The following is a 19,662-nucleotide window of genomic DNA, read 5'->3' on the forward strand; positions in this document are numbered from 1 at the left end:
CTTTTGAAAGGAAATATAAGAAAAATATGGATGTTACATGGACAGTGAAATATATCACTGAATTTTTAGCGACTGCACTCCTTATTATCATTGGTAATGGTACAGTTGCAAACGTTGATTTAAAAGGTACAAAAGGAAACAACTCTGGTTGGATTCTCATTGCGATTGGCTATGGTTTGGCAGTTATGATGCCAGCATTGATGTTTGGTAACGTTTCTGGTAACCATATCAACCCAGCCTTTACACTTGGTTTGGCTGTTTCAGGTCTCTTCCCTTGGGCTCACGTTGCTCAATACATTGTTGCGCAATTGTTAGGTGCAATGTTTGGTCAGTTAGTGGTTGTAGTAGTATACAAACCTTACTTCTTGAAAACTGAAAATCCAAATCACATCCTTGGTTCGTTCTCAACAATCAGCGCGCTTGACAATGGTACAAAAGAAAGTCGTAAAGCTGCAACTATTAATGGCTTCTTAAATGAGTTCGCTGGTTCATTTGTATTGTTCTTCGGAGCACTTGCTTTGACCAAACATTTCTTTGGTTCAGAGTTGGTTGGTAAATTGATTGAACAAGGCTATGATAAAACAGTCGCTGAGACAATGACTGCTCCATATACTTCAGGTTCAATTGCAGTTGCTCACTTAGGCATTGGTTTCCTAGTTATGGCCTTGGTAGCCTGTGTCGGTGGTCCAACTGGTCCAGCTCTTAACCCTGCTCGTGACCTTGGTCCACGTCTTCTTCACCACTTCCTGCCAAAAACAGTACTTGGTGAATCAAAATCTGATTCAAAATGGTGGTATGCTTGGGTGCCAGTGGTTGCTCCAATCCTCGCATCAATTGCCGCCATTGCACTATTCAAATTCTTGTATCTTTAATAGTGAACCCGATTCGTCGGGTTTTTATTTTTTGTTTTATGGATATTGAGGTGATTCGGTTGTCTGCTCTGCTATTTTCCTAAAAGTTATGCTACAGTAAAGCTAGAAAAAATCGGAAAAGAGGCTAGAATATGTCAGATGTTATTGCTTTTGGTTATGGAAGCAGTCGAGCGGAGATGCAGCTCAAGCGGCTCAATCGCCATGGAATCATCGCAGGTGCGACCGTAACAGGGAAGACAGTGACCTTAAAGGTCTTGGCAGAGCAGTTGAGTGATGCGGGAATCCCTATTCTTATACTGTCTGTACCTCGGTTCCGGGTATGAAAGCAAATTCGTTCGGCTATATCTAGACAAAGTTCTTGCCAGATGCCACAAAATTCGTTAAAATAAACGTAAATCACTAATTAGTAAGGAGTTAGCATGACTGATCAATTGCAGGCATTATTGAAAGACTATCAGCCCCAGCCATTGGGTGAAAAACGTTCTTATGCAGTCTTCTTGCCCTTAGTCTGGTCAGACAATCAGTGGCAGGTCTTATATGAGATTCGGAGCGAGTCCATTTCTCAACCGGGAGAAGTTTCCTTTCCAGGTGGTGGAATTGATGATGGGGAGACAGCAGAAGAAGCTGCCATTCGTGAGGTTATCGAAGAACTTGACATTCAACAGGAACAAATTGAGTTGCTGGGAGAAATCGATTATCTCGTTTTCGGTCGCTCAACGATTCGCTGTTTTGTCGGTCGACTTCACTTGGACTGGCAGACCCTTCAACCCAATGATGAAGTAGCTCGATTCTTTACAGTTCCACTAGAAACCTTGCAAAAAACGTCCCCTGTCTATTATCAACTGGATTCACAGATTGTCCCAGATTGTGACTTTCCCTTTGAACGCTTGAGAGGAGGAGTTGACTATCCTTTCAGTCATCACAAACGCTCCGTCCCATTTTATGAAAATCTACCAGAAAATATCTGGGGAATGACCGCCCAATTTACCCATCGTTTTACGGAAATCATAAATCAAAAAACTTCGCCCAGATGAGCGAAGTTAAAGTCAAGCCAATAACAAGACCTGCAATTTTTCCGTTGCCCTTTTTGTTCATAAAAATCTTAGAGGAGATTATGTATTAGCCAATGTGGAAAATAGAAGTATAAAAAATGTTGATGAATCTAAAAAAATTCAGTTTAAAGATAATGAGATTTTATTTAATAAGCAAGATATAAAGTAAATAATGTAACAATGCAAATTTTAGATAGTAATGCTGATGTAGTTGGAGAATACACCAAACAAGGAGTTATTGTATTTAAAAATGATTCCCAAAATGAAAGTCATTATATTCTGAAGTCTTCTCGTTTATACAAAAATACAACTAAAAAATAATATTGAACAAATGTTCAAATTTCCAACATATTCTTGTTTATTTTTGATATAATGTAAAAAAACAACAAAGGATTAAACATGAATAAACGAGAACGACTAGAAGAAATTACAAGATTGGTAAACAAAAAAGGCACAGTCCGAATTTCTGAGATTGTTGAATTGCTAAATGTTACTGATATGACTGTTCGACGTGATTTCATAGAATTGGAAGAACAGGGCGTTTTAACCAAAATCCATGGCGGTGCTAGAAGTAATAAGGCTTTTCAATATCGGGAATATTCCCATTCTGAGAAACACATTCAGAATAAGGAAGCCAAGCAAGAGATAGCGGAAAGGGCTGCACAGCTGATAGAAGATGGAGACACGGTGTTCTTAGGTCCAGGAACAACAGTGGCCTTTCTGGCTGAGGCTATTAAAAATCCTCGCCTAACAGTCATCACAAACTGTATGCCTGTTTTTACCATCCTATCTCAAAAGAAGACCGAGGAGTTCCAAGTCTTTCTCTTGGGAGGAGAATATCGCCAAGTGACAGAATCTTTTGTAGGAGAAATTACCAATACAAGTTTAGAAAAAATGCGATTCAGCAAGATTTTCTTTTCAGGTAACGGACTTAAGGGAACTGATGTCATGACCTCAACCTTAGCGGAAGCCTATACGCAAAATATTGCCATTAAACATTCTTTAGAAAAATATCTACTGCTAGATGCTTCGAAAATTGGAAAAGATGATTTTACTTCTTTTTGTGATTTGAATGATGTAACTGCTCTAGTGACCGATATGAATGCAAAGGATGAAAATTACCAATTATTAAGTAAGCACATCGAAATTATCACTACAAAATCATAAAGTTATCAAAACCAACAGCCTAATGTTGGTTTTTTGTTTGCATACGAAAAAAAATAAACAAAAATAAAACAAAATATGTTGACTTTGTGTTTGTTTGGTTGTATAATTTAAACATAAAAAGCGAAAACGCTTTTTCTAAGTTTTGCAAAACAAAGATTTTCTGCCAAATATGGCTACAACTTTCTATTTTTGTTAGGAGATAGGTTATGACAATCATTATCGGTGCTGATCCAGCAGGTTCAAAACTAAAAGACGTTATTAAAGATTATTTGCTAGAAAAATCATATGACTTTAAAGATGTCAGTGATGGAAGCGATTTTGTTGATACAACTTTGGCAGTAGTTGCAGAAGTTAATCAAGAGGAAGGAAATCTTGGCATTGTGATTGATGCTTATGGTGTTGGTCCATTTATGACCGCAACTAAAGTCAAAGGCATGATCGCTGCAGAAGTTTCAGACGAACGCTCTGCCTATATGACAAGAGGACACAACAATTCGCGTATTATTACAATCGGTAGTGAGATTGTAGGAGAAGGAATTGCTAAAAATATCGTTAAAGGATTTGTTAAAGGTGAGTATGATGGTGGCCGTCACCAAATTCGTGTCGATATGCTAAATAAAATGTGCTAATTGTTGTAAACAAAGGAGAATAAGAGATGAAAATTGCAATCGGTTGTGACCACATTGTAACCTATGAAAAAATCGCTGTGGTAGATTATTTGAAAAATCAAGGATATGAAGTATTGGACTTTGGGACTTATGACAATGTTCGTACTCATTACCCAATCTTTGGTAAAAAAGTTGGTGAAGCTGTTGCAAGCGGACAAGCAGATTTGGGAATTTGTATTTGTGGAACAGGTGTTGGAATCAACAATGCTGTAAACAAGGTACCTGGTGTTCGATCAGCCCTGGTTCGTGATATGACCTCTGCACTCTATGCAAAAGAAGAGTTAAATGCCAACGTCATTGGTTTTGGAGGAAAGATTACAGGTGAGTTGCTCATGTGCGACATCATTGAAGCCTTCATTAAAGCAGAATACAAACCAACTGAAGCAAACAAATGTTTGATTGAAAAGATTGCTGCAGTTGAAACGCTCAATCAAGAACAAGCTAAGCCAGAGTTCTTTACGGAATTTCTTGAAAAGTGGGATCGTGGAGAATACCACGACTAGGAGGCTCACATGATTTTGACAATCACTTTAAATCCGTCGGTTGATATTGCCTATCAATTGGATACCTTTCATTTGGATACGGTCAATCGAGTAGAAAAAGTTCAAAAAACAGCTGGTGGTAAGGGAGTCAATGTGACACGGGTTTTGAAACAAATCGGTGAAGATGTTGTGGCTACGGGTTTCATTGGTGGTGAACTTGGAAGTTATGTAAAGAAACAACTTACTCGAAATGATATTAAAAATTCCTTTGTAGAAATTGGGAGCGAAACACGTAACTGTATTGCGGTTCTTCATGATGGCAAACAGACGGAGATTTTAGAACAAGGACCAACTATTCAAGAACATGAAGCCTTGAATTTTATCGAACACCTCGAAATTATTCTGAACAATGTAGATGTAGTTGTTATTTCAGGAAGTTTGCCTAAGGGACTTGCTAGCAATTATTATGTTGAGATTGTAGAACTTTGTAAAAAATACGGTGTAGCTGTTGTTCTGGATTGTTCTGGTGAGGCGCTGAAAAACGTTTTAGAAAGCCAGCAGAAGCCGACAGTTATTAAGCCGAATACAGAGGAGTTATCACAACTGATTGGTAAAGAAGTTACTGATGATATTCAAGAGTTGAAATCAGTTTTGTCTGGTCAACTTTTCCAAGGAATTGATTGGATAGTCGTCTCATTAGGGGCACAGGGGGCTTTTGCCAAGCACAATGACAAGTTCTATCGTGTCAGAATTCCAAAAATAAAAGTCGTCAATCCAGTAGGATCAGGAGATTCAACTGTTGCAGGTATTGCAGCTAGTTTGGTACATGCCTTACCTGATACAGAATTACTTAAAAAGGCTAATGTTTTGGGCATGCTAAATGCCCAGGAAGAACAGACAGGTTATGTCAATTTAGAAAATGCAGAATCGTTGTATTCTCAAATCGAAGTCGAAGAGGTATAATATGGTAGTAACAGCAGATAAAAGAAAATACATGGAAAAAGTAAGCAATGAAGCAGGTGTTATTTCAGCTTTAGCTTTTGACCAACGTGGAGCCCTGAAAAAAATGATGGCAAAACATCAGATAGAAGAACCTACTGTGGAGCAGATGGAAGAACTAAAGAAACTAGTTTCAGAGGAATTAACACAGTTTTCTTCCTCAATTCTGTTAGATCCTGAATTTGGTTTGCCAGCATCACGCGCCCGTGACGAACAGTGCGGTTTGCTCCTAGCTTATGAAAAAACTGGCTATGATACAAGCTCTACTAGTCGCTTACCAGATTGCCTAGTAGAGTGGTCTGTAAAACGACTAAAAGAAGCAGGGGCAGATGCTATCAAGTTCTTACTCTATTATGATGTTGATGGTGATCCATACGTCAATCTTCAAAAACATGCCTATATTGAACGCTTGGGTTCAGAATGTCAGGCTGAAGGTTTACCATTCTTCTTGGAAATTTTGAGCTATGATGAAACGATTGAAGGCAATGCCAGCGTGGAATTTGCAAGAGTCAAACCTCGAAAAGTAAATGAGGCTATGAAAGTATTTTCGGATGAACGCTTTGGAGTGGATGTTCTCAAGCTAGAGGTACCTGTGAACATGAATTTTGTAGAAGGCTTTGGAACAGGGGAAGTCGTCTATACAAAAGAAGAAGCAGCCGAATATTTCCGTCAACAAGAAGCATCAACTCATTTGCCATACATTTATCTAAGTGCAGGTGTTTCTGCTAAGCTTTTCCAAGATACACTAGTATTTGCACATGAAGCAGGTGCTAAATTTAACGGTGTTCTCTGTGGTCGTGCGACGTGGGCGGGTGTTGTGCCAGTCTATATTGAACAAGGCGAAGAAGCTGCGCGTGAATGGTTACGTACTGTTGGTCGTGAAAATATTGAGGGACTTGATGCAGTCTTGTCTCAAACAGCAACTTCTTGGCTAGAAAAATAATTAAAAAAATTACCATTTTCTTAAAAGAAAGGGTTTACATTTCCTGAGAATATGCTATAATAATCTCATCAGCAAGAATAGAGTGGATTGTAACTAATTCGATTAGGCAAGACTACAAATGGATTTGAGAGTAGGATATTCTCGGTTTGTTTGTAGTCTTTTTTGCTTAAAAATATAGGAGGGATACATGTTTAGGATTATACAGTCACTAAATAATAACGCTGCCCTGGTGAAAAATGAACATGGGGAACAGGCAGTCGTGATGGGATTAGGTATAACCTTTCAAAAGAAAAAAGGGGATTTAATTGTTAAGGACAAGATAGAAAATATCTTTTCGCTAAAAAATGATGAAGCCAAAGAAAATTTTCTGACCTTATTAAAAGATATTCCACTAGATTTTATTTCGGCAACCTACACGGTTATTAATCATCTGGTAGAAACTTATCATTACCCTGTACAAGAATATCTATATGTGACACTGACAGATCATATCTATTGTGCATATCAGGCGGTTTTAAAGAATACTTATCAAGAAAGTAGGCTACCCAATATTTCAGCCGAATATCCATTAGAATATAAAATGGCGCGCGAAGCCTTAGCTATGTTTCGAGAAAAGTTGCTAAATGATTTTCCAAATGATGAGATTGGTAAAATTGCACTTCACTTAATCAATGCAAAAGGTGAAACAATTCATCCCACTAGTGAAGAACATGACATCAGTAAGAAAATTATTGCTGAGGTTGAACAAATTTTGATAGAGAATGGGATTAGACGCTCAAAAGACAATAGCAATTTTTATGATCGTTTTATGATCCATCTGTCCTATTTTCTGAATTACTTAGATAGATCCCATCAGTCAAATGAATCGATTGCTAGTTTGGAACAGTACATCAAGCTCCAGAATCCAAGAGCCCATCAGGTTGGAAGTCAGATTTTTGAGATGATTACTTCATTGGTTGATGAGCCAGTAAATGATAGTGAAAGGTTCTATATTGTATTACATATTCAACGGTTATTGTAAATCATACTCTTCGTAAATCCAATTCAGACGTTGTTGCCTCAACTTGATGAACTTTAGTTCTATCTACGTTTTCGTCGCCTAGTCTGAATGGTATTTCCATTGAGTACATAAAAAATAGGAGGTTCATATTATGAACAGAGAAGAAATTACGTTATTAGGTTTTGAGATTGTTGCATTCGCTGGTGATGCTCGTTCTCGTTTGATGGAGGCACTGGCTGCTGCTCAAAAAGGCGACTATGCAAAAGCAGAAGAACTAGTTGAAGCTGCCAATGCTTGTATTGTTGAAGCCCACCATGCTCAGACAAGTTTGTTGCAGAAAGAAGCGGCTGGTGAGGATTTAGCCTTTAGTGTGACGCTCATGCATGGCCAAGACCATCTCATGACCACATTATTATTGAAAGACATGATGAGTCATATGATTGAACTTTACAAACGAGGTGATAAGTAATGAATAAATTGATTGAATTCATTGAGAAAGGGAAGCCTTTCTTTGAAAAGATTTCGAGAAACCCTTATTTAAGGGCTATCCGTGATGGTTTTATCGCTGCCATGCCGGTTATCTTGTTCTCAAGTATCTTCCTATTGGTGGCTTTCGTGCCTAATATCTTTGGCTTTACTTGGTCTGATGAAGCAGTTGCGGCTATCATGAAACCTTACGGTTATACAATGGGTATTGTAGCTGTCTTAGTTGCAGGAACGACCGCAAAATCATTGACAGATGCGTTTAACCGTCAATTGCCAAAAACCAATCAGATTAACTTCATTTCAACCATGATTGCCTCAATTTCAGGTTTCCTATTACTGGCTTCTGATGGTATTGAAGGTGGATTTGCCAATGGTTACATGGGAACTAAGGGGCTTTTGACAGCCTTTCTAGCAGCCTTCATTACGGTTAATATCTATAAGGTCTGTGTGAAAAACAATGTCACCATTCGTATGCCAGACGAAGTTCCACCGAACGTATCCCAGGCATTTAAAGATGTGATTCCATATGCATTGTCTATCTTTGTCTTGTATGGAATTGATCTTGTGACACGTCAATTCCTTGGAACAAACGTTGCTGAGGCGATTCTGAAATTATTTGAGCCTCTATTTACAGCCGCAGATGGTTATGTTGGTATTACAATTATCTTTGGTGCCTATGCTTTGTTCTGGTTTGTAGGGATTCATGGCCCATCTATTGTGGAACCAGCGATTGCAGCCATTACTTATGCCAACATTGAAACCAACTTCCAGCTTCTACAGGCGGGTCAACATGCGGACAAAATCCTGACTTCAGGTACTCAAATGTTTATCGTGACAATGGGTGGTACAGGTGCTACCTTGGTTGTGCCATTCATGTTTATGTGGTTGACTAAGTCTAAACGAAATAAAGCAATTGGACGTGCTTCAGTTGTTCCAACTTTCTTTGGTGTAAACGAACCGATCTTGTTCGGTGCACCACTTGTACTCAACCCAGTATTCTTTGTTCCATTCATCTTAGCTCCAATTGCTAACGTATGGATTTTCAAATTCTTTGTTGATACGCTTAAAATGAACAGTTTCAGCGTTAACTTGCCATGGACAACTCCAGGACCATTGGGGATTGTAATGGGGACAAACTTTGCTCCACTTGCCTTTGCACTAGCTATCTTATTGGTAGTTGTCGATGTACTTATCTATTATCCATTCTTGAAAGTTTACGATGAGCAGATTCTCGCTGAAGAACAATCAGGGAAAGTTGAAAATAGCTTGAAAGAGAAAGTGGCGGCTAATTTCAATACTGCGAAAGCGGATGCTATTCTTGAAAAAGCTGCAGTCGATACCGAAATTTCTGAGCAAACAAATGTTTTGGTACTTTGTGCAGGAGGTGGTACAAGTGGATTGCTTGCTAATGCGTTAACTAAAGCTGCAAAAGAATATGGTGTTCCAGTTACAGCTACAGCAGGAAGCTATGGGGCGCACCGTGAGATTTTGCCAGAGTATCAATTAGTCATCCTTGCACCTCAAGTAGCATCAAACTACGATGACATTAAACAAGAAACTGATGCATTGGGTATTAAACTTGCCAAAACCGAAGGGGCTCAATACATTAAACTCACACGTGATGGTCAAGGTGCTCTTGACTTTGTCAAACAACAGTTTTAGAACCTGTATTCACAGTTCAGCACTTCCATCTAAGGCTAGTTTTTCAGCTACTCATCGTTAGTTTTTTTCAAAATACAGTCAGTATTCCCTCAAAAAACCGTCTTGATTAGCGAAAAACTATCTCTTATATACAAGCACTTTACTTGTGAATACAGGTTCTTAATCAAAAGGGGAGGGAGTTATCATCTCCAACTCCTACCCCTTTATTTATTTTTGATAGAAGAAGGTAGGCTATGGTTAAAACATTACCGAAAGATTTTATATTTGGTGGGGCAACTGCTGCATATCAAGCAGAGGGTGCTACACAGACGGATGGAAAAGGTCGTGTTGCGTGGGACAAGTATCTAGAAGATAATTACTGGTACACTGCGGAACCAGCTTCTGATTTTTATAATCGTTATCCAGTTGATTTAGAACTAAGTGAACAATTTGGGGTAAACGGCATTCGGATTTCAATTGCGTGGTCTCGTATTTTCCCAACAGGCTTTGGAGAAGTAAATCCAAAGGGAGTAGAGTATTACCATAAATTATTTGCGGAATGCCATAAACGTCATGTAGAACCATTTGTAACGCTTCACCATTTTGATACACCAGAAACGCTACATTCTAATGGTGACTTTCTGAATCGTGAAAACATTGAACACTTCGTCAATTACGCAGCGTTTTGCTTCAAAGAATTCCCTGAAGTTAATTACTGGACAACCTTTAATGAAATCGGGCCAATTGGTGACGGACAGTATCTTGTAGGGAAGTTCCCACCAGGGATTCAGTATGACTTAGCTAAGGTATTCCAATCTCACCACAATATGATGGTTTCACATGCCAAGGCGGTTAAGCTCTACAAGGATGCTGGTTATAGTGGAGAAATTGGTGTTGTTCACGCATTACCAACGAAATATCCTTATGATCCAACCAATCCTGACGATGTTCGTGCAGCGGAACTAGAAGATATTATCCATAATAAATTTATCCTCGATGCTACATACTTGGGTTACTATTCTGAAAAAACTCTTGAAGGCGTTCGACATATTCTGAAAGTGAATGGTGGAGAATTAGACCTTCGTGATGAAGACTTCGCTGCCTTAGATGCCGCAAAAGATTTGAACGACTTCTTGGGCATCAATTACTATATGAGTGATTGGATGAGAGCTCATGATGGAGAAACTGAGATTATCCATAATGGTAAAGGTGAAAAGGGAAGTTCTAAATATCAAATCAAAGGAGTTGGTCGTAGAGAGTCTCCAGTCGATATTCCGAAAACGGACTGGGATTGGATTATCTATCCGCAAGGCCTTTATGATCAAATCATGCGTGTGAAAAATGACTATCCAAACTATAAGAAAATCTACATCACTGAAAATGGTCTAGGCTATAAAGATGAATTTGTAGATGGTACAGTCTATGACGATGTTCGAATTGATTATGTGAAAAAGCATTTAGAAGTGATTTCAGATGCTATCTCAGATGGTGCCAATGTTAAAGGTTATTTCATCTGGTCCTTGATGGATGTATTTTCTTGGTCAAATGGATACGAGAAACGATATGGATTGTTCTATGTTGACTTTGAGACCCAAGAACGTTATCCAAAGAAAAGTGCATATTGGTATAAAAAAGTAGCGGAAACACAGGTTATTGAATAAAACTAATATAAGGATGCCTAGCTCAAGTTAGCATCCTTGTTTTCATATAAGGGAGGCAGTTTTTATGCTCGAATTAAAAAATGAGAACTTAACAGTACAATTTTCTGAATTAGGTGGGCAAATTATTTCTATTAAAGACAAGGATGGTATCGAATATCTTTGGCAAGGAGATCCGACCTATTGGAGCGGTCAAGCACCAGTTCTATTTCCGATTTGTGGAAGTTTACGAAATGATTGGACTATCTATGCACCTGCAGAAAGATCGACATTTACAGGCACAATTCCGAGGCATGGACTTGTGAGAAAAATGATGTTCAAAAATGTAAATAGTACTGAAAACTCTTTAGAATTTTCTGTTTCATCAAACGAAGAAACCGTAAAAAATTACCCTTTTGAATTTGAACTTTCCATTAACTACTCTCTACTTGGCAATACAATTCGGACAGAATATCGGGTGAAAAATCTTGAAGGACATAGAAAGCTACCTTACTTTATTGGGGGTCACCCAGGTTTTAATTGTCCCTTGTTGGATGGTGAGAGTTATGAAGACTATTATTTAGAATTTGAAAAAGTAGAATCTTGTACAGTACCTAGAAGTTTTCCAGAAACTGGCTTACTTGATCTGCGAGACCGCCGGCCATTCTTGGAAAATCAAAAAACATTGGACTTGTCCTATAAACTGTTTGAGCATGATGCCATCACATTGGATCAGTTAGCATCACGAAAGGTAACCTTGAAATCCAAAAATCATCAGAAGAAACTTTCGATTTCATTTGATGATTTTCCATATTTAGTGATTTGGTCAACTACAAATCAGAGTCCCTTTATCGCATTAGAACCATGGAGCGGACTCTCTACTTCATTGGAAGAATCTGATATTTTTAATGCCAAACGAAGTATTAGCTATGTTGCTCCAAAAGAGGTTGATACAAAATATTTTGATATTATTATTGAGTAACCTTTTGAAAATGTTTATTCGTTACAGAAATTTGGTAAAATAGTTCGAATAATGAAAAAACTAAAAAATATTAAGCCACGATGCTTTGTTTTTATTTGTATCCTAATTTTTCTTGCTTTAGGTTTTGATAGTCGGCTTCAAGTAACTCATTACAGGCTTGTTAGTCCCAAAATATCTCAGTCAATCAGACTTGCTCTAATTACTGATTTACACTCATCAAATTACGGTAAAAATCAGATACAAATCGTGGAAACATTAGAGAAAGAAGGCCCAGATGTCATTTTATTAGGTGGAGATATTTTTGATGATGAACTTTCTGACAGAAAAACTCTAGAATTGTTGAGCGGGCTAGGAAAATTTAATCATACTTACTATGTGTCAGGTAATCATGAAATATGGAGTAATCGATATGATCAGATGCTGGAACATCTGAGACAACAGAATGTGGTTGTATTATCTGGAAATAGTAGTAGAGTTGATGTAAGGAGGCAGTCCATCACTATTTCAGGCATTGATGATCCTGAATATTTTCAAAAGTATGATACTAGTGAGAGTTTGCTAGACCAACTTGAAGCCATAAAAAGGAAGCAAATAAGCACTGACTTCCAAGTTTTACTAGCTCACCGACCAGAACTAATTGATACTTATCAAAAGTATGGATTTGATTTAGTGTTATCTGGTCATGCGCATGGAGGACAATGGAGAGTGCCTTATTTGGTTAATGGTGTATTTGCGCCTAATCAAGGTTTTCTTCCGAAATATGCAGGTGGTTTATATGAAGTTGAAAATTCGTATTTTATTGTAAGCAGGGGTCTGGCCAAAGAATCTACACGAGTACCAAGATTCTTTAATCGCCCAGAAATTATCATTATAGATCTTGTTAATCCGTAACTTCACTTCTTTCTAATCACTCAAAAACCCACTGACTTAATTAGCCAGTGGGTTTTATTACTTATCCGAATCAAAAACTTATTTCAAAAAAGGTAGTGATTCGACTGATTTGTACTGCAATGTAATGAAAGTTCATCTTTCAAAAACCGCATAAAATCAATGTTTTGACGCCTATTGACGTGTAGTGAATCCCTATTTCACCTCAGTAAAGGTTAAGTATTATCTATTTTAGCTGTTAGAAACGTTTATATATCAACGTTTTTGTAATGTTCCTTAGTAAAAGGTAGAGTGAATGGTAGAGTAGTTATTGCGTTAGTTCAGCAATCTTATCAAGATAAATACCCACAGCTTCTAACTTTCGTTGAGGTGCTAATTCAGCGTAAGTATCCATTGTGGTTGAAATTGATTTATGTCCCATTCTGACTTGGAGTTCTTTCCAGTTTGCACCAGCATTAAGCAACATTGAAGCATGAGTGTGTCGGAATAAATGGAAACCATAATCTGGTAATCCTAGACCTGCTAATCTATTCTTGAGAGTTGTTCGCTCGTTTCTATCACACATATAGTTTCCGTATATTGTTGGGAAAATCAATTTTGTTTCAGGTCTATTGTGTAATTTAAGATATTCGTTCATTTCATTGTGAAAATCTCGAAGTTCTTCAAGTATAGATAAAGGAATTGGAATAGAGCGATTGCCTGCATCGGTTTTTGGAGTTGCTTTACAGATGACTTTCCCTTTTGTTCCAGTCTTTTTGTTAGCGGTTTTCCAAAGTAATGTTTTGTTGACACCAATAGAGGATTCTTCAAAGTTCAAATCATCAATTGTCAATGCCAATAACTCATTTATACGCAAGGCTGAAGCTAAGAGTGTGTTACAAATCAACTTAAACCGTCGATTGGCTCTACTGTTATCTAAACTTTCAAGATAATTGAGCCACCTAGCGAGACTATCATCATGTAAAACCATGATACGTTGCTTGCTAGACTTGGGCTTGGGCGGAATCTTGATAGTATTGACAGGATTAGAGGTCAGACCATAGTTAGTAATGCCATAGTCAAAAATATCTTTCAACTTATGAATAACAGCACCGAAATCTTTTGCACATCCTTTATTTGCACGCTTCACACCAGATTCAACTGATTTTTTTGATTTCTTTGCTAGGTCATTTAACCATAGCTGAATATCGGCAGATTCAATTTTATCTGGTTTGTAATCTCCGAATTTAGGAATAATATAATTATCTAGGTAGCCCCTTACCCTATTTAATGTATTGTGTGAACTAACCCAAGTTTGATAAGCTTGAAACCAAGCTTCGGCTAAATCTTCCAGCGTATTAATAGGCACATTCTCTTTTCGAGTAAATCCATTTCTTTCAAATTCTAAGCGAGCTTGAATAACTTCTCTATCAAGTTGCTTAAGTGTTTTTGCAGTAATAGTTGTTGTGACTTGTTTGCCAGTTTTAACATCTTTACCAAGAAATGCTCCTTTTAGCGTATATGAAATGGATTTATCTTTTTTGATTTTTTTAATGACTTTTTTGCCATTATGGATAATTGTTTCAGTTTCCATATTTGCCTTTCTTCAGGATATTGAAGCAGGCTAAAATAGTTACCACTCTTTCTTTTAGATAATACTATTTTAGCACAAAACTTCAACATTAGGAGTTCAAGAAGTCAATAACATCGTCTAATAAATAGAAGACGGTTCGAGTTCCCTCTATAGGAGGTTCTAATCTTTTTAATCCTTTTTGTTCCCAGGTTTTTAGTGTGTTTGGAGAGATATTTAGTTGTCTTAGCAATTCTCGTTGCTGAATTATCTTTAGTGGTCTGCTCTGTTCTTTGATTTGAATGAGCTTGATAAGTGTTTGCAATAACTGTTCAATTTGTTCTAACTTTTCGTTATTCATCGTTGTCTTTCTCCTCTGTATTGGCAGTCTGTAACCGATTTGGATTATGCCGTCGTGAATCTAAATACTTAGCAAAGAAATAGGTACGTTCAATAATGAGTCCTAACAAATTTGTATTGTTTGCTCGTGCATACCAAACTAACTCTTCAAATTCGGTAAAGTCGTTTTCTTCGATAATATCAACCACTTCATGAATAAAATCTGAGGTTTTCACTTCCATTAAGAATTTATCCAAATCAAAGCCACAACCAACTTCAATATCTTCGATATTATAGGGGGTCTTCTCTGGATTCTCAGCATGTGTAAAATAGTCAAATAAACCTGTTGGAGACATAACAACCTCGACATGTGCTGGACCGTTTAGTTTATCGCTGATGATATTTGATACTTGGGAATAACTTTTTAGTGAATCAAAGAAGAATGCACCGTGTTTGTGTGATTTTTTGAACTCTCCTGTTTGTCTGTTCACATCTTTGTTGTGCCAAGGGCTAAGGATAAATGGAATATGGAGTTCTTCCAAGATGTTTAAATAATCCTCTGGCGCACTCTCTTCGTAGAATAAGAAAGTCCACTTTGAGGAGCGTTGTTCTTTTGCCATAGGCAATTACCTCACTTTGCTATATCTTTTCTATATATAGGAGATTTTGGGTATACTTTTCGGAATTTTTTGGACAAAATTTGTGATTATTGATTATTGAGCTATTGGGGGTCGTAGTAACCCCAATAGCTCATGGTTGAATAGAACATAATAAAAAAAGGGGGGGCTGTTTGGCTCTTGCTAATGCAAGCCACAGCCCCCAAAGATTAACGTTTTTTACCAATGAACCATAATTGATTGCGGACTCGAATAGGAGATGAGAAATAGTAATCAGTATGCTGACTAGCAATTTCCTCTTTTAATAGTGCTTCCATATCCTTTAGAATTTTTTGTCCCTGTTGGTCTCTTGGAACTTTGATGAAGATAGTGACAGAATCAGTCTGAATATCAACCATACATTTACGGACAGCTCGATTAAATCCGTTGTTTACAGGGGTTGATGTTGGTACAGTCTGATGTTCAGGACTTGTTACTTTCTGTACTTTTTCACGTTGAAATAAGAAATTTCTAAGAGAAAAAGTATGATAAACAGATTTCACATAGTTCATAAGTGTGTCTGTTTTCCACCGTTTGACAATTTCTATTCCAATCAATACTAAGGATAAGGACAAGCAAATGAGAGCTAGTCCGTAACTAATAGAACTGATTTTATCAGTAATAGTTGTGACAGTCTCCAACTTGAACAGAGTATTGGTATTCAATTGAATAGATAGACTATTGAAAAGCCAACCGAACAAATACAAGATAGGAGCGATGAGAAGCAGATTCAGAATGAAATTGAAACTTCTCATGAAATAGGTTTTAGTTGTCATAGGATACCTCGTTTAGTGTAGTAAGTTGGGCAGAGCAGAGGCAGAACCTGATAAGGGTGTTCATTATCAATAACTTGAATGATACCTGTACCATGTCCAGTTGGAATAACAATCCCTTCAGGGTCTAAGTCAGGAAATAAAAATTGGGTGGTTTTCTGATTGATATTTCCAATTTGCAATAATACGTTAAGTTGTTCCCTTACTGATATGGGAATGGTATTGTGGTCAAAACGTTGGCTAACTAAGAAGAGATGGATTTTAGTTGCTCTCCCTAACAAGGCAATTTGTGAGAGCAAGGCGAAAAAGGCTTCTTTGATGTTCTTATTGACTCCCTCTGATAGAGCAAGCACTTCATCAATGACAATGGTTAGATGGGTAAATTGATGGTTAGGATTATCATACAAGATAGCTTGCCTTTTCTGAATGAGAGTTGCACACTGACTTAATTGTTCATTAACCTGTGAAACAAAATCGGATTTCGAACGATTTTCGACAGGGTGGATAACCGCAATGTGATTTTCTCTAGCCCACCTGCTTGGGGTATCGACCTTGGGATCGATGATTATCAAGTCAGACATATGCTTCAGTACACTCAAGAAGTAAGTGAGAGCGTACGATTTCCCAGAGCCTGAATTTCCAGCAATAGCCCAGTGATTTACTTTGTCTAAGTTAAGTTCAAAGTGTTTCATGATTGGGATTTTTCCTTTCGGTAAGCTGGATGAAAATTTATCTAAATCAGGAATCGCCAAGCGTTCTGAAATCCCTTTTTTCCAAGGGAAGAATAATCCACGTTGAATGTGTAGGTCATCCGTTTCTAAGGGAACAAAGTAGGTAGCATTTTGTTTTAGAAGCGTATACTGTGGATAAAGTGAAGCGTTGGCAATCAGAAAGATTTTCTTGTATAAGTCATCGTCTAAGATGTAAGCACATGGTAACCGAGGTACGAAAATGAAACCGTCTTCTTGGATAATGATATTAAATGAGTTCGTGTAACTGGTTTCTCCCTGCATTAAAGCCCCCAGAGCCATGTTTAGGCTCTGGAGCAGATAAGATTGCAGAAAGGATTGGTTAATCACATTAGGATTTTTTGAACTCATTATCGTACCTCCTTGATACCGTTAGCTTTGAAATATATGTTATATTTCACTTCGCAGGCTTGTAGAGTGTCAAATTGAATCATGGATTGAAAAGCTGGTAGCTCAATCGACTCTTCAAATTTCACTTGGAAAGGGTCTTGTCCCTCTTGCACAAACCAAGCTTTGTAGGCTACGATTTCTCCTGTCGGCTTGCCATCTTCAAATCGTTGTTGTGGTTCAAGCTCGGAACTAAGTGAGAAAATCGGTTGTTTTTGACTGATGATTTTGTCAGCCAATGAAGTGGTATAACCACCTTTTGTGGTTTTTATTTTGAATGCCATAGGCAGTTCCTCCTGTGTAATAGAAAATAATGTGAATGAGACGTGCTCGGTTTTTATCATGAGCTGGATACTGTATCTAGGTCATATCCATCACCTCCTATATATAGGAGATTCAGAATATGGTTTTCGGAATTTTTTTAAAAAAACTAGTAGTCTTTTGTTGACTACTAGTTAATCTACTATGATTGCATTTTTTTAAGAACCTGTTTACAGGCTTCCTTGTAGTACTTTTTAGCAGTCTTATCAGACCGACCAATTAGTTGACTAGATTTTGTAGCATTTAGACCATTTTCAAATATAGCTTTAAAAACGATACGGTGTTTTTCATCTAATTCAGTGAATGCTTCAAGATAAAGTTGTTCTTCTACTTGCTTGATTACATTGTCTTCGCCAGAATAAGAATCACTCGGAATAAGTTCTTGGAGTGTTGTCTCACGTCCATCTTCGGATACTACAAAGTCTAAGCTAGATACTTGATGGTATCTCATTTTACGTTGATAGTTCTCTTCTTGTCTGTCCATATCATCTAGGACTTTTAACCAAAATTCTTGTTCAGCTGGTTCAATGTTAGAAACGAGTTCAACGTTTGTATAATAATGAGTTGGCATAGTCGCCTCTTTCTAACAGCCCAATTTTAGGAGTAGAAAGAAACTTATATGAGCAACGATTGAATGCCGAGGTGTCAAAAAAGCACACCAAATAGACGGCGAAACAATTCTATACAAGATATAACCTTTATCGCTATATCATCATATTTGTTTCAATCCGTTCCATTTGGTGGCCACCATTTGGGACTGTATTAAATATTTCTGCAAGATTTCTCTTACACTATTATCTTACTCAAAATCTAATGAGTTTTTGTATTATGCTCTTCGTTAGAAAATGGTAAAATATAAATGAGTAGGAGGCAGAAGTCACATGCTATCTAAGGAAGACAAACAACAAGTAAAAGAGATTATTGAAGCTAATAAATGGTATACATATGAGGAAGCTGAATCTGAGTTGAGAAAGCATTGGAATCCTGATAACGATAAAGATGGTGATTACTTAACCATGAAACGTAGTCAGATTCAAAAGATATTGCGTTCAGACATTATCGGCACTTATTTGGAAATTCATAAACGGAAAAAAGACCAGTCTGACGATGACTGGTTTATGAAAACTATTTATGGTTGGTCTCAAAAAGAACAATTTTATCTAGATTATAGCGATGGAACAGAAAAAGAGTATTATGAGGAACTACATGTATTTCCCAAATATGATAAGCTTTTTTTGGATTCGGATTTGGAGCAGAGTATAATTTTATCAGCTTTTGATGAATTGCTGAATGATGTTGATAAAGTTGAAATGAGGGAGATTTATGAGGAACTGAATGGCTCATTTGGCAAAGGGAAAATTCCATTTTTAATGACAGAACCATATCTTTTTGCATTGAAACACGAAATAGAGAGGCGACAATACCCTACAAAAATTCTCTATCTTGACCCACATTCGCCCAAAGAAATCCTTTCTAGGCTGTCAGAAAAATCAACCCAGGAAAGCCTCCAAACCGAAATGTTTTCTGTGATAGATGAGTTCATCCAAAATGTTAATGATAAAGTGTTTATTCATCAATCAGCACGAGATGTTGAAAAGCTAAGATTTCAAGAGATTTCAAGTTTTTTCAAAAAATGGGAATTCATTTGTCCCTCACAAATAATAGCATTAGAGAGTGTACTCATAAATGAGGGGCTTCTTGAAAAATTCAATAATACTTTTCAAATGTTTAGCCAACCGTTTGAATATGTGATTGATGGTGATATCATAAAGAACAAGCTAATTAAAAAATATTTATCAGAAAATGCTGAATCGCTCTCTAGAGATGAATTAGTTCAAGGGCTAAAAAAATCTATTTATTCATTTGAAAAATATGAACTGACAAAATTTGAGATTGCTTTATCAAAAGATACAGAATTTATAAGTGATTCAGCTATGTTCAGACATAAGATTTCTAGGCGAATACATCAAATATTTAGAAGTTTAAATGTGGATTCCATTCTATTTGAATCACTTGATAATGCAGGGATTCATGAATAGTATTAATGTATTTTTAATTTAGTAAATCATTA

Annotated in this window: 21 protein-coding genes and 2 pseudogenes; 16 read left to right on the forward strand and 7 right to left on the reverse strand. The window is 37.1% G+C overall.

The window, feature by feature from the left end; genetic code table 11:
• Positions 1-26: 26 nt before the first annotated feature.
• From CWM22_01595 to CWM22_01665, 15 genes and pseudogenes are all read left to right on the forward strand, one after another.
• A complete protein-coding gene (locus CWM22_01595) occupies positions 27-872 on the forward strand; it encodes an aquaporin (GenBank protein ID AUC90708.1) in 846 nt (281 codons plus the stop codon).
• A gap of 131 nt (positions 873-1,003) precedes the next feature.
• Positions 1,004-1,162: pseudogene (locus CWM22_01600) on the forward strand (DUF853 domain-containing protein).
• Positions 1,163-1,291: 129 nt separating this feature from the next.
• Positions 1,292-1,906, forward strand: coding sequence for a coenzyme A pyrophosphatase (locus CWM22_01605; GenBank protein AUC90709.1), 615 nt, complete (start codon positions 1,292-1,294; stop codon positions 1,904-1,906).
• A gap of 417 nt (positions 1,907-2,323) precedes the next feature.
• Complete coding sequence (locus CWM22_01610; protein AUC90710.1) at positions 2,324-3,091, forward strand: DeoR/GlpR transcriptional regulator; 768 nt, start codon at positions 2,324-2,326, stop codon at positions 3,089-3,091.
• A 41-nt stretch (positions 3,092-3,132) separates the two neighbouring features.
• Positions 3,133-3,301, forward strand: a pseudogene (locus CWM22_01615) (hypothetical protein).
• Positions 3,298-3,720, forward strand: a complete 423-nt coding sequence (gene lacA, locus CWM22_01620; GenBank protein ID AUC90711.1) for a galactose-6-phosphate isomerase subunit LacA — start codon at positions 3,298-3,300, stop codon at positions 3,718-3,720. The pseudogene CWM22_01615 and the gene lacA overlap by 4 nt, the downstream one beginning before the upstream one ends.
• Positions 3,721-3,746: 26 nt before the next feature.
• Positions 3,747-4,262, forward strand: a complete 516-nt coding sequence (locus CWM22_01625) for a galactose-6-phosphate isomerase subunit LacB (GenBank protein ID AUC90712.1) — start codon at positions 3,747-3,749, stop codon at positions 4,260-4,262.
• 9 nt (positions 4,263-4,271) lie between these two features.
• Positions 4,272-5,204: a 1-phosphofructokinase gene (locus tag CWM22_01630; protein AUC90713.1), complete on the forward strand. Its 933-nt coding sequence runs from the start codon at positions 4,272-4,274 to the stop codon at positions 5,202-5,204.
• 1 nt (position 5,205) lies between these two features.
• The gene (gene lacD, locus CWM22_01635; GenBank protein AUC90714.1) at positions 5,206-6,183 is read left to right on the forward strand and encodes a tagatose-bisphosphate aldolase; all 978 of its coding nucleotides are present in this window, start codon (positions 5,206-5,208) and stop codon (positions 6,181-6,183) included.
• 187 nt (positions 6,184-6,370) lie between these two features.
• Positions 6,371-7,204: a transcription antiterminator lact gene (locus CWM22_01640; GenBank protein AUC90715.1), complete on the forward strand. Its 834-nt coding sequence runs from the start codon at positions 6,371-6,373 to the stop codon at positions 7,202-7,204.
• 130 nt (positions 7,205-7,334) lie between these two features.
• On the forward strand, positions 7,335-7,652 hold the full coding sequence (locus CWM22_01645; GenBank protein ID AUC90716.1) for a PTS lactose/cellobiose transporter subunit IIA: 318 nt from the start codon (positions 7,335-7,337) through the stop codon (positions 7,650-7,652).
• On the forward strand, positions 7,652-9,331 hold the full coding sequence (locus CWM22_01650) for a PTS lactose transporter subunit IIBC (GenBank protein ID AUC90717.1): 1,680 nt from the start codon (positions 7,652-7,654) through the stop codon (positions 9,329-9,331). The genes CWM22_01645 and CWM22_01650 overlap by 1 nt, the downstream gene beginning before the upstream one ends.
• Positions 9,332-9,564: 233 nt before the next feature.
• Entirely contained in the window at positions 9,565-10,971 is a 1,407-nt protein-coding gene (gene lacG, locus CWM22_01655) for a 6-phospho-beta-galactosidase (protein ID AUC90718.1), read from the forward strand.
• A gap of 64 nt (positions 10,972-11,035) precedes the next feature.
• On the forward strand, positions 11,036-11,929 hold the full coding sequence (locus CWM22_01660) for a protein lacX (GenBank protein ID AUC90719.1): 894 nt from the start codon (positions 11,036-11,038) through the stop codon (positions 11,927-11,929).
• Positions 11,930-11,980: 51 nt separating this feature from the next.
• A complete protein-coding gene (locus CWM22_01665; protein ID AUC90720.1) occupies positions 11,981-12,820 on the forward strand; it encodes a phosphoesterase in 840 nt (279 codons plus the stop codon).
• 304 nt (positions 12,821-13,124) lie between these two features.
• On the opposite strand, the gene CWM22_01670 is transcribed toward CWM22_01665, so the two are convergent.
• The 7 genes from CWM22_01670 to CWM22_01700 all read right to left on the reverse strand — a co-directional run bounded on the left by CWM22_01670 (position 13,125) and on the right by CWM22_01700 (position 18,162).
• Complete coding sequence (locus tag CWM22_01670; protein AUC90721.1) at positions 13,125-14,390, reverse strand: site-specific integrase; 1,266 nt, start codon at positions 14,388-14,390, stop codon at positions 13,125-13,127.
• Between the two features lie 88 nt (positions 14,391-14,478).
• Positions 14,479-14,727: a hypothetical protein gene (locus CWM22_01675; GenBank protein ID AUC90722.1), complete on the reverse strand. Its 249-nt coding sequence runs from the start codon at positions 14,725-14,727 to the stop codon at positions 14,479-14,481.
• Positions 14,720-15,325: a Replication protein RepB gene (locus tag CWM22_01680; protein AUC90723.1), complete on the reverse strand. Its 606-nt coding sequence runs from the start codon at positions 15,323-15,325 to the stop codon at positions 14,720-14,722. Before CWM22_01680 ends, CWM22_01675 begins: the two co-directional genes overlap by 8 nt.
• 206 nt (positions 15,326-15,531) lie before the next feature.
• Positions 15,532-16,137 carry a hypothetical protein gene (locus tag CWM22_01685; GenBank protein AUC90724.1) on the reverse strand — a complete coding sequence of 202 codons (606 nt, stop codon included), beginning with the start codon at positions 16,135-16,137 and terminating at the stop codon, positions 15,532-15,534.
• Positions 16,134-17,234 (reverse strand): DNA translocase FtsK, encoded by a 1,101-nt coding sequence (locus CWM22_01690; GenBank protein ID AUC90725.1) that lies wholly within the window; start codon positions 17,232-17,234, stop codon positions 16,134-16,136. The genes CWM22_01685 and CWM22_01690 overlap by 4 nt, the downstream gene beginning before the upstream one ends.
• Positions 17,234-17,554 carry a hypothetical protein gene (locus tag CWM22_01695; protein ID AUC90726.1) on the reverse strand — a complete coding sequence of 107 codons (321 nt, stop codon included), beginning with the start codon at positions 17,552-17,554 and terminating at the stop codon, positions 17,234-17,236. The genes CWM22_01690 and CWM22_01695 overlap by 1 nt, the downstream gene beginning before the upstream one ends.
• Before the next feature lie 179 nt (positions 17,555-17,733).
• Positions 17,734-18,162 (reverse strand): hypothetical protein, encoded by a 429-nt coding sequence (locus tag CWM22_01700; protein AUC90727.1) that lies wholly within the window; start codon positions 18,160-18,162, stop codon positions 17,734-17,736.
• Between the two features lie 310 nt (positions 18,163-18,472).
• Between CWM22_01700 and CWM22_01705 the strand changes: the two genes are divergently transcribed.
• The gene (locus CWM22_01705) at positions 18,473-19,630 is read left to right on the forward strand and encodes a hypothetical protein (protein AUC90728.1); all 1,158 of its coding nucleotides are present in this window, start codon (positions 18,473-18,475) and stop codon (positions 19,628-19,630) included.
• Positions 19,631-19,662 lie beyond the last annotated feature (32 nt).

Origin of the sequence: Streptococcus suis, from assembly GCA_002831545.1 — a bacterium.
Classification (GTDB): Bacteria; Bacillota; Bacilli; order Lactobacillales; family Streptococcaceae; genus Streptococcus; species Streptococcus suis_P.

What these genes read in the sequence shown, in the direction of transcription:
- CWM22_01680 (AUC90723.1), bottom strand. Translation starts at nt 15,325, where the DNA reads ATGGCAAAAGAACAACGCTCCTCAAAGTGGACTTTCTTATTCTACGAA.
- CWM22_01610 (AUC90710.1), top strand. Translation starts at nt 2,324, where the DNA reads ATGAATAAACGAGAACGACTAGAAGAAATTACAAGATTGGTAAACAAA.
- CWM22_01685 (AUC90724.1), bottom strand. Translation starts at nt 16,137, where the DNA reads ATGACAACTAAAACCTATTTCATGAGAAGTTTCAATTTCATTCTGAAT.
- CWM22_01630 (AUC90713.1), top strand. Translation starts at nt 4,272, where the DNA reads ATGATTTTGACAATCACTTTAAATCCGTCGGTTGATATTGCCTATCAA.
- CWM22_01625 (AUC90712.1), top strand. Translation starts at nt 3,747, where the DNA reads ATGAAAATTGCAATCGGTTGTGACCACATTGTAACCTATGAAAAAATC.
- CWM22_01705 (AUC90728.1), top strand. Translation starts at nt 18,473, where the DNA reads ATGCTATCTAAGGAAGACAAACAACAAGTAAAAGAGATTATTGAAGCT.
- CWM22_01695 (AUC90726.1), bottom strand. Translation starts at nt 17,554, where the DNA reads ATGGCATTCAAAATAAAAACCACAAAAGGTGGTTATACCACTTCATTG.
- CWM22_01665 (AUC90720.1), top strand. Translation starts at nt 11,981, where the DNA reads ATGAAAAAACTAAAAAATATTAAGCCACGATGCTTTGTTTTTATTTGT.
- CWM22_01670 (AUC90721.1), bottom strand. Translation starts at nt 14,390, where the DNA reads ATGGAAACTGAAACAATTATCCATAATGGCAAAAAAGTCATTAAAAAA.
- CWM22_01675 (AUC90722.1), bottom strand. Translation starts at nt 14,727, where the DNA reads ATGAATAACGAAAAGTTAGAACAAATTGAACAGTTATTGCAAACACTT.
- CWM22_01660 (AUC90719.1), top strand. Translation starts at nt 11,036, where the DNA reads ATGCTCGAATTAAAAAATGAGAACTTAACAGTACAATTTTCTGAATTA.
- CWM22_01690 (AUC90725.1), bottom strand. Translation starts at nt 17,234, where the DNA reads ATGAGTTCAAAAAATCCTAATGTGATTAACCAATCCTTTCTGCAATCT.
- CWM22_01595 (AUC90708.1), top strand. Translation starts at nt 27, where the DNA reads ATGGATGTTACATGGACAGTGAAATATATCACTGAATTTTTAGCGACT.
- lacD (AUC90714.1), top strand. Translation starts at nt 5,206, where the DNA reads ATGGTAGTAACAGCAGATAAAAGAAAATACATGGAAAAAGTAAGCAAT.
- lacA (AUC90711.1), top strand. Translation starts at nt 3,298, where the DNA reads ATGACAATCATTATCGGTGCTGATCCAGCAGGTTCAAAACTAAAAGAC.
- CWM22_01650 (AUC90717.1), top strand. Translation starts at nt 7,652, where the DNA reads ATGAATAAATTGATTGAATTCATTGAGAAAGGGAAGCCTTTCTTTGAA.
- CWM22_01640 (AUC90715.1), top strand. Translation starts at nt 6,371, where the DNA reads ATGTTTAGGATTATACAGTCACTAAATAATAACGCTGCCCTGGTGAAA.
- CWM22_01700 (AUC90727.1), bottom strand. Translation starts at nt 18,162, where the DNA reads ATGCCAACTCATTATTATACAAACGTTGAACTCGTTTCTAACATTGAA.
- CWM22_01645 (AUC90716.1), top strand. Translation starts at nt 7,335, where the DNA reads ATGAACAGAGAAGAAATTACGTTATTAGGTTTTGAGATTGTTGCATTC.
- CWM22_01605 (AUC90709.1), top strand. Translation starts at nt 1,292, where the DNA reads ATGACTGATCAATTGCAGGCATTATTGAAAGACTATCAGCCCCAGCCA.
- lacG (AUC90718.1), top strand. Translation starts at nt 9,565, where the DNA reads ATGGTTAAAACATTACCGAAAGATTTTATATTTGGTGGGGCAACTGCT.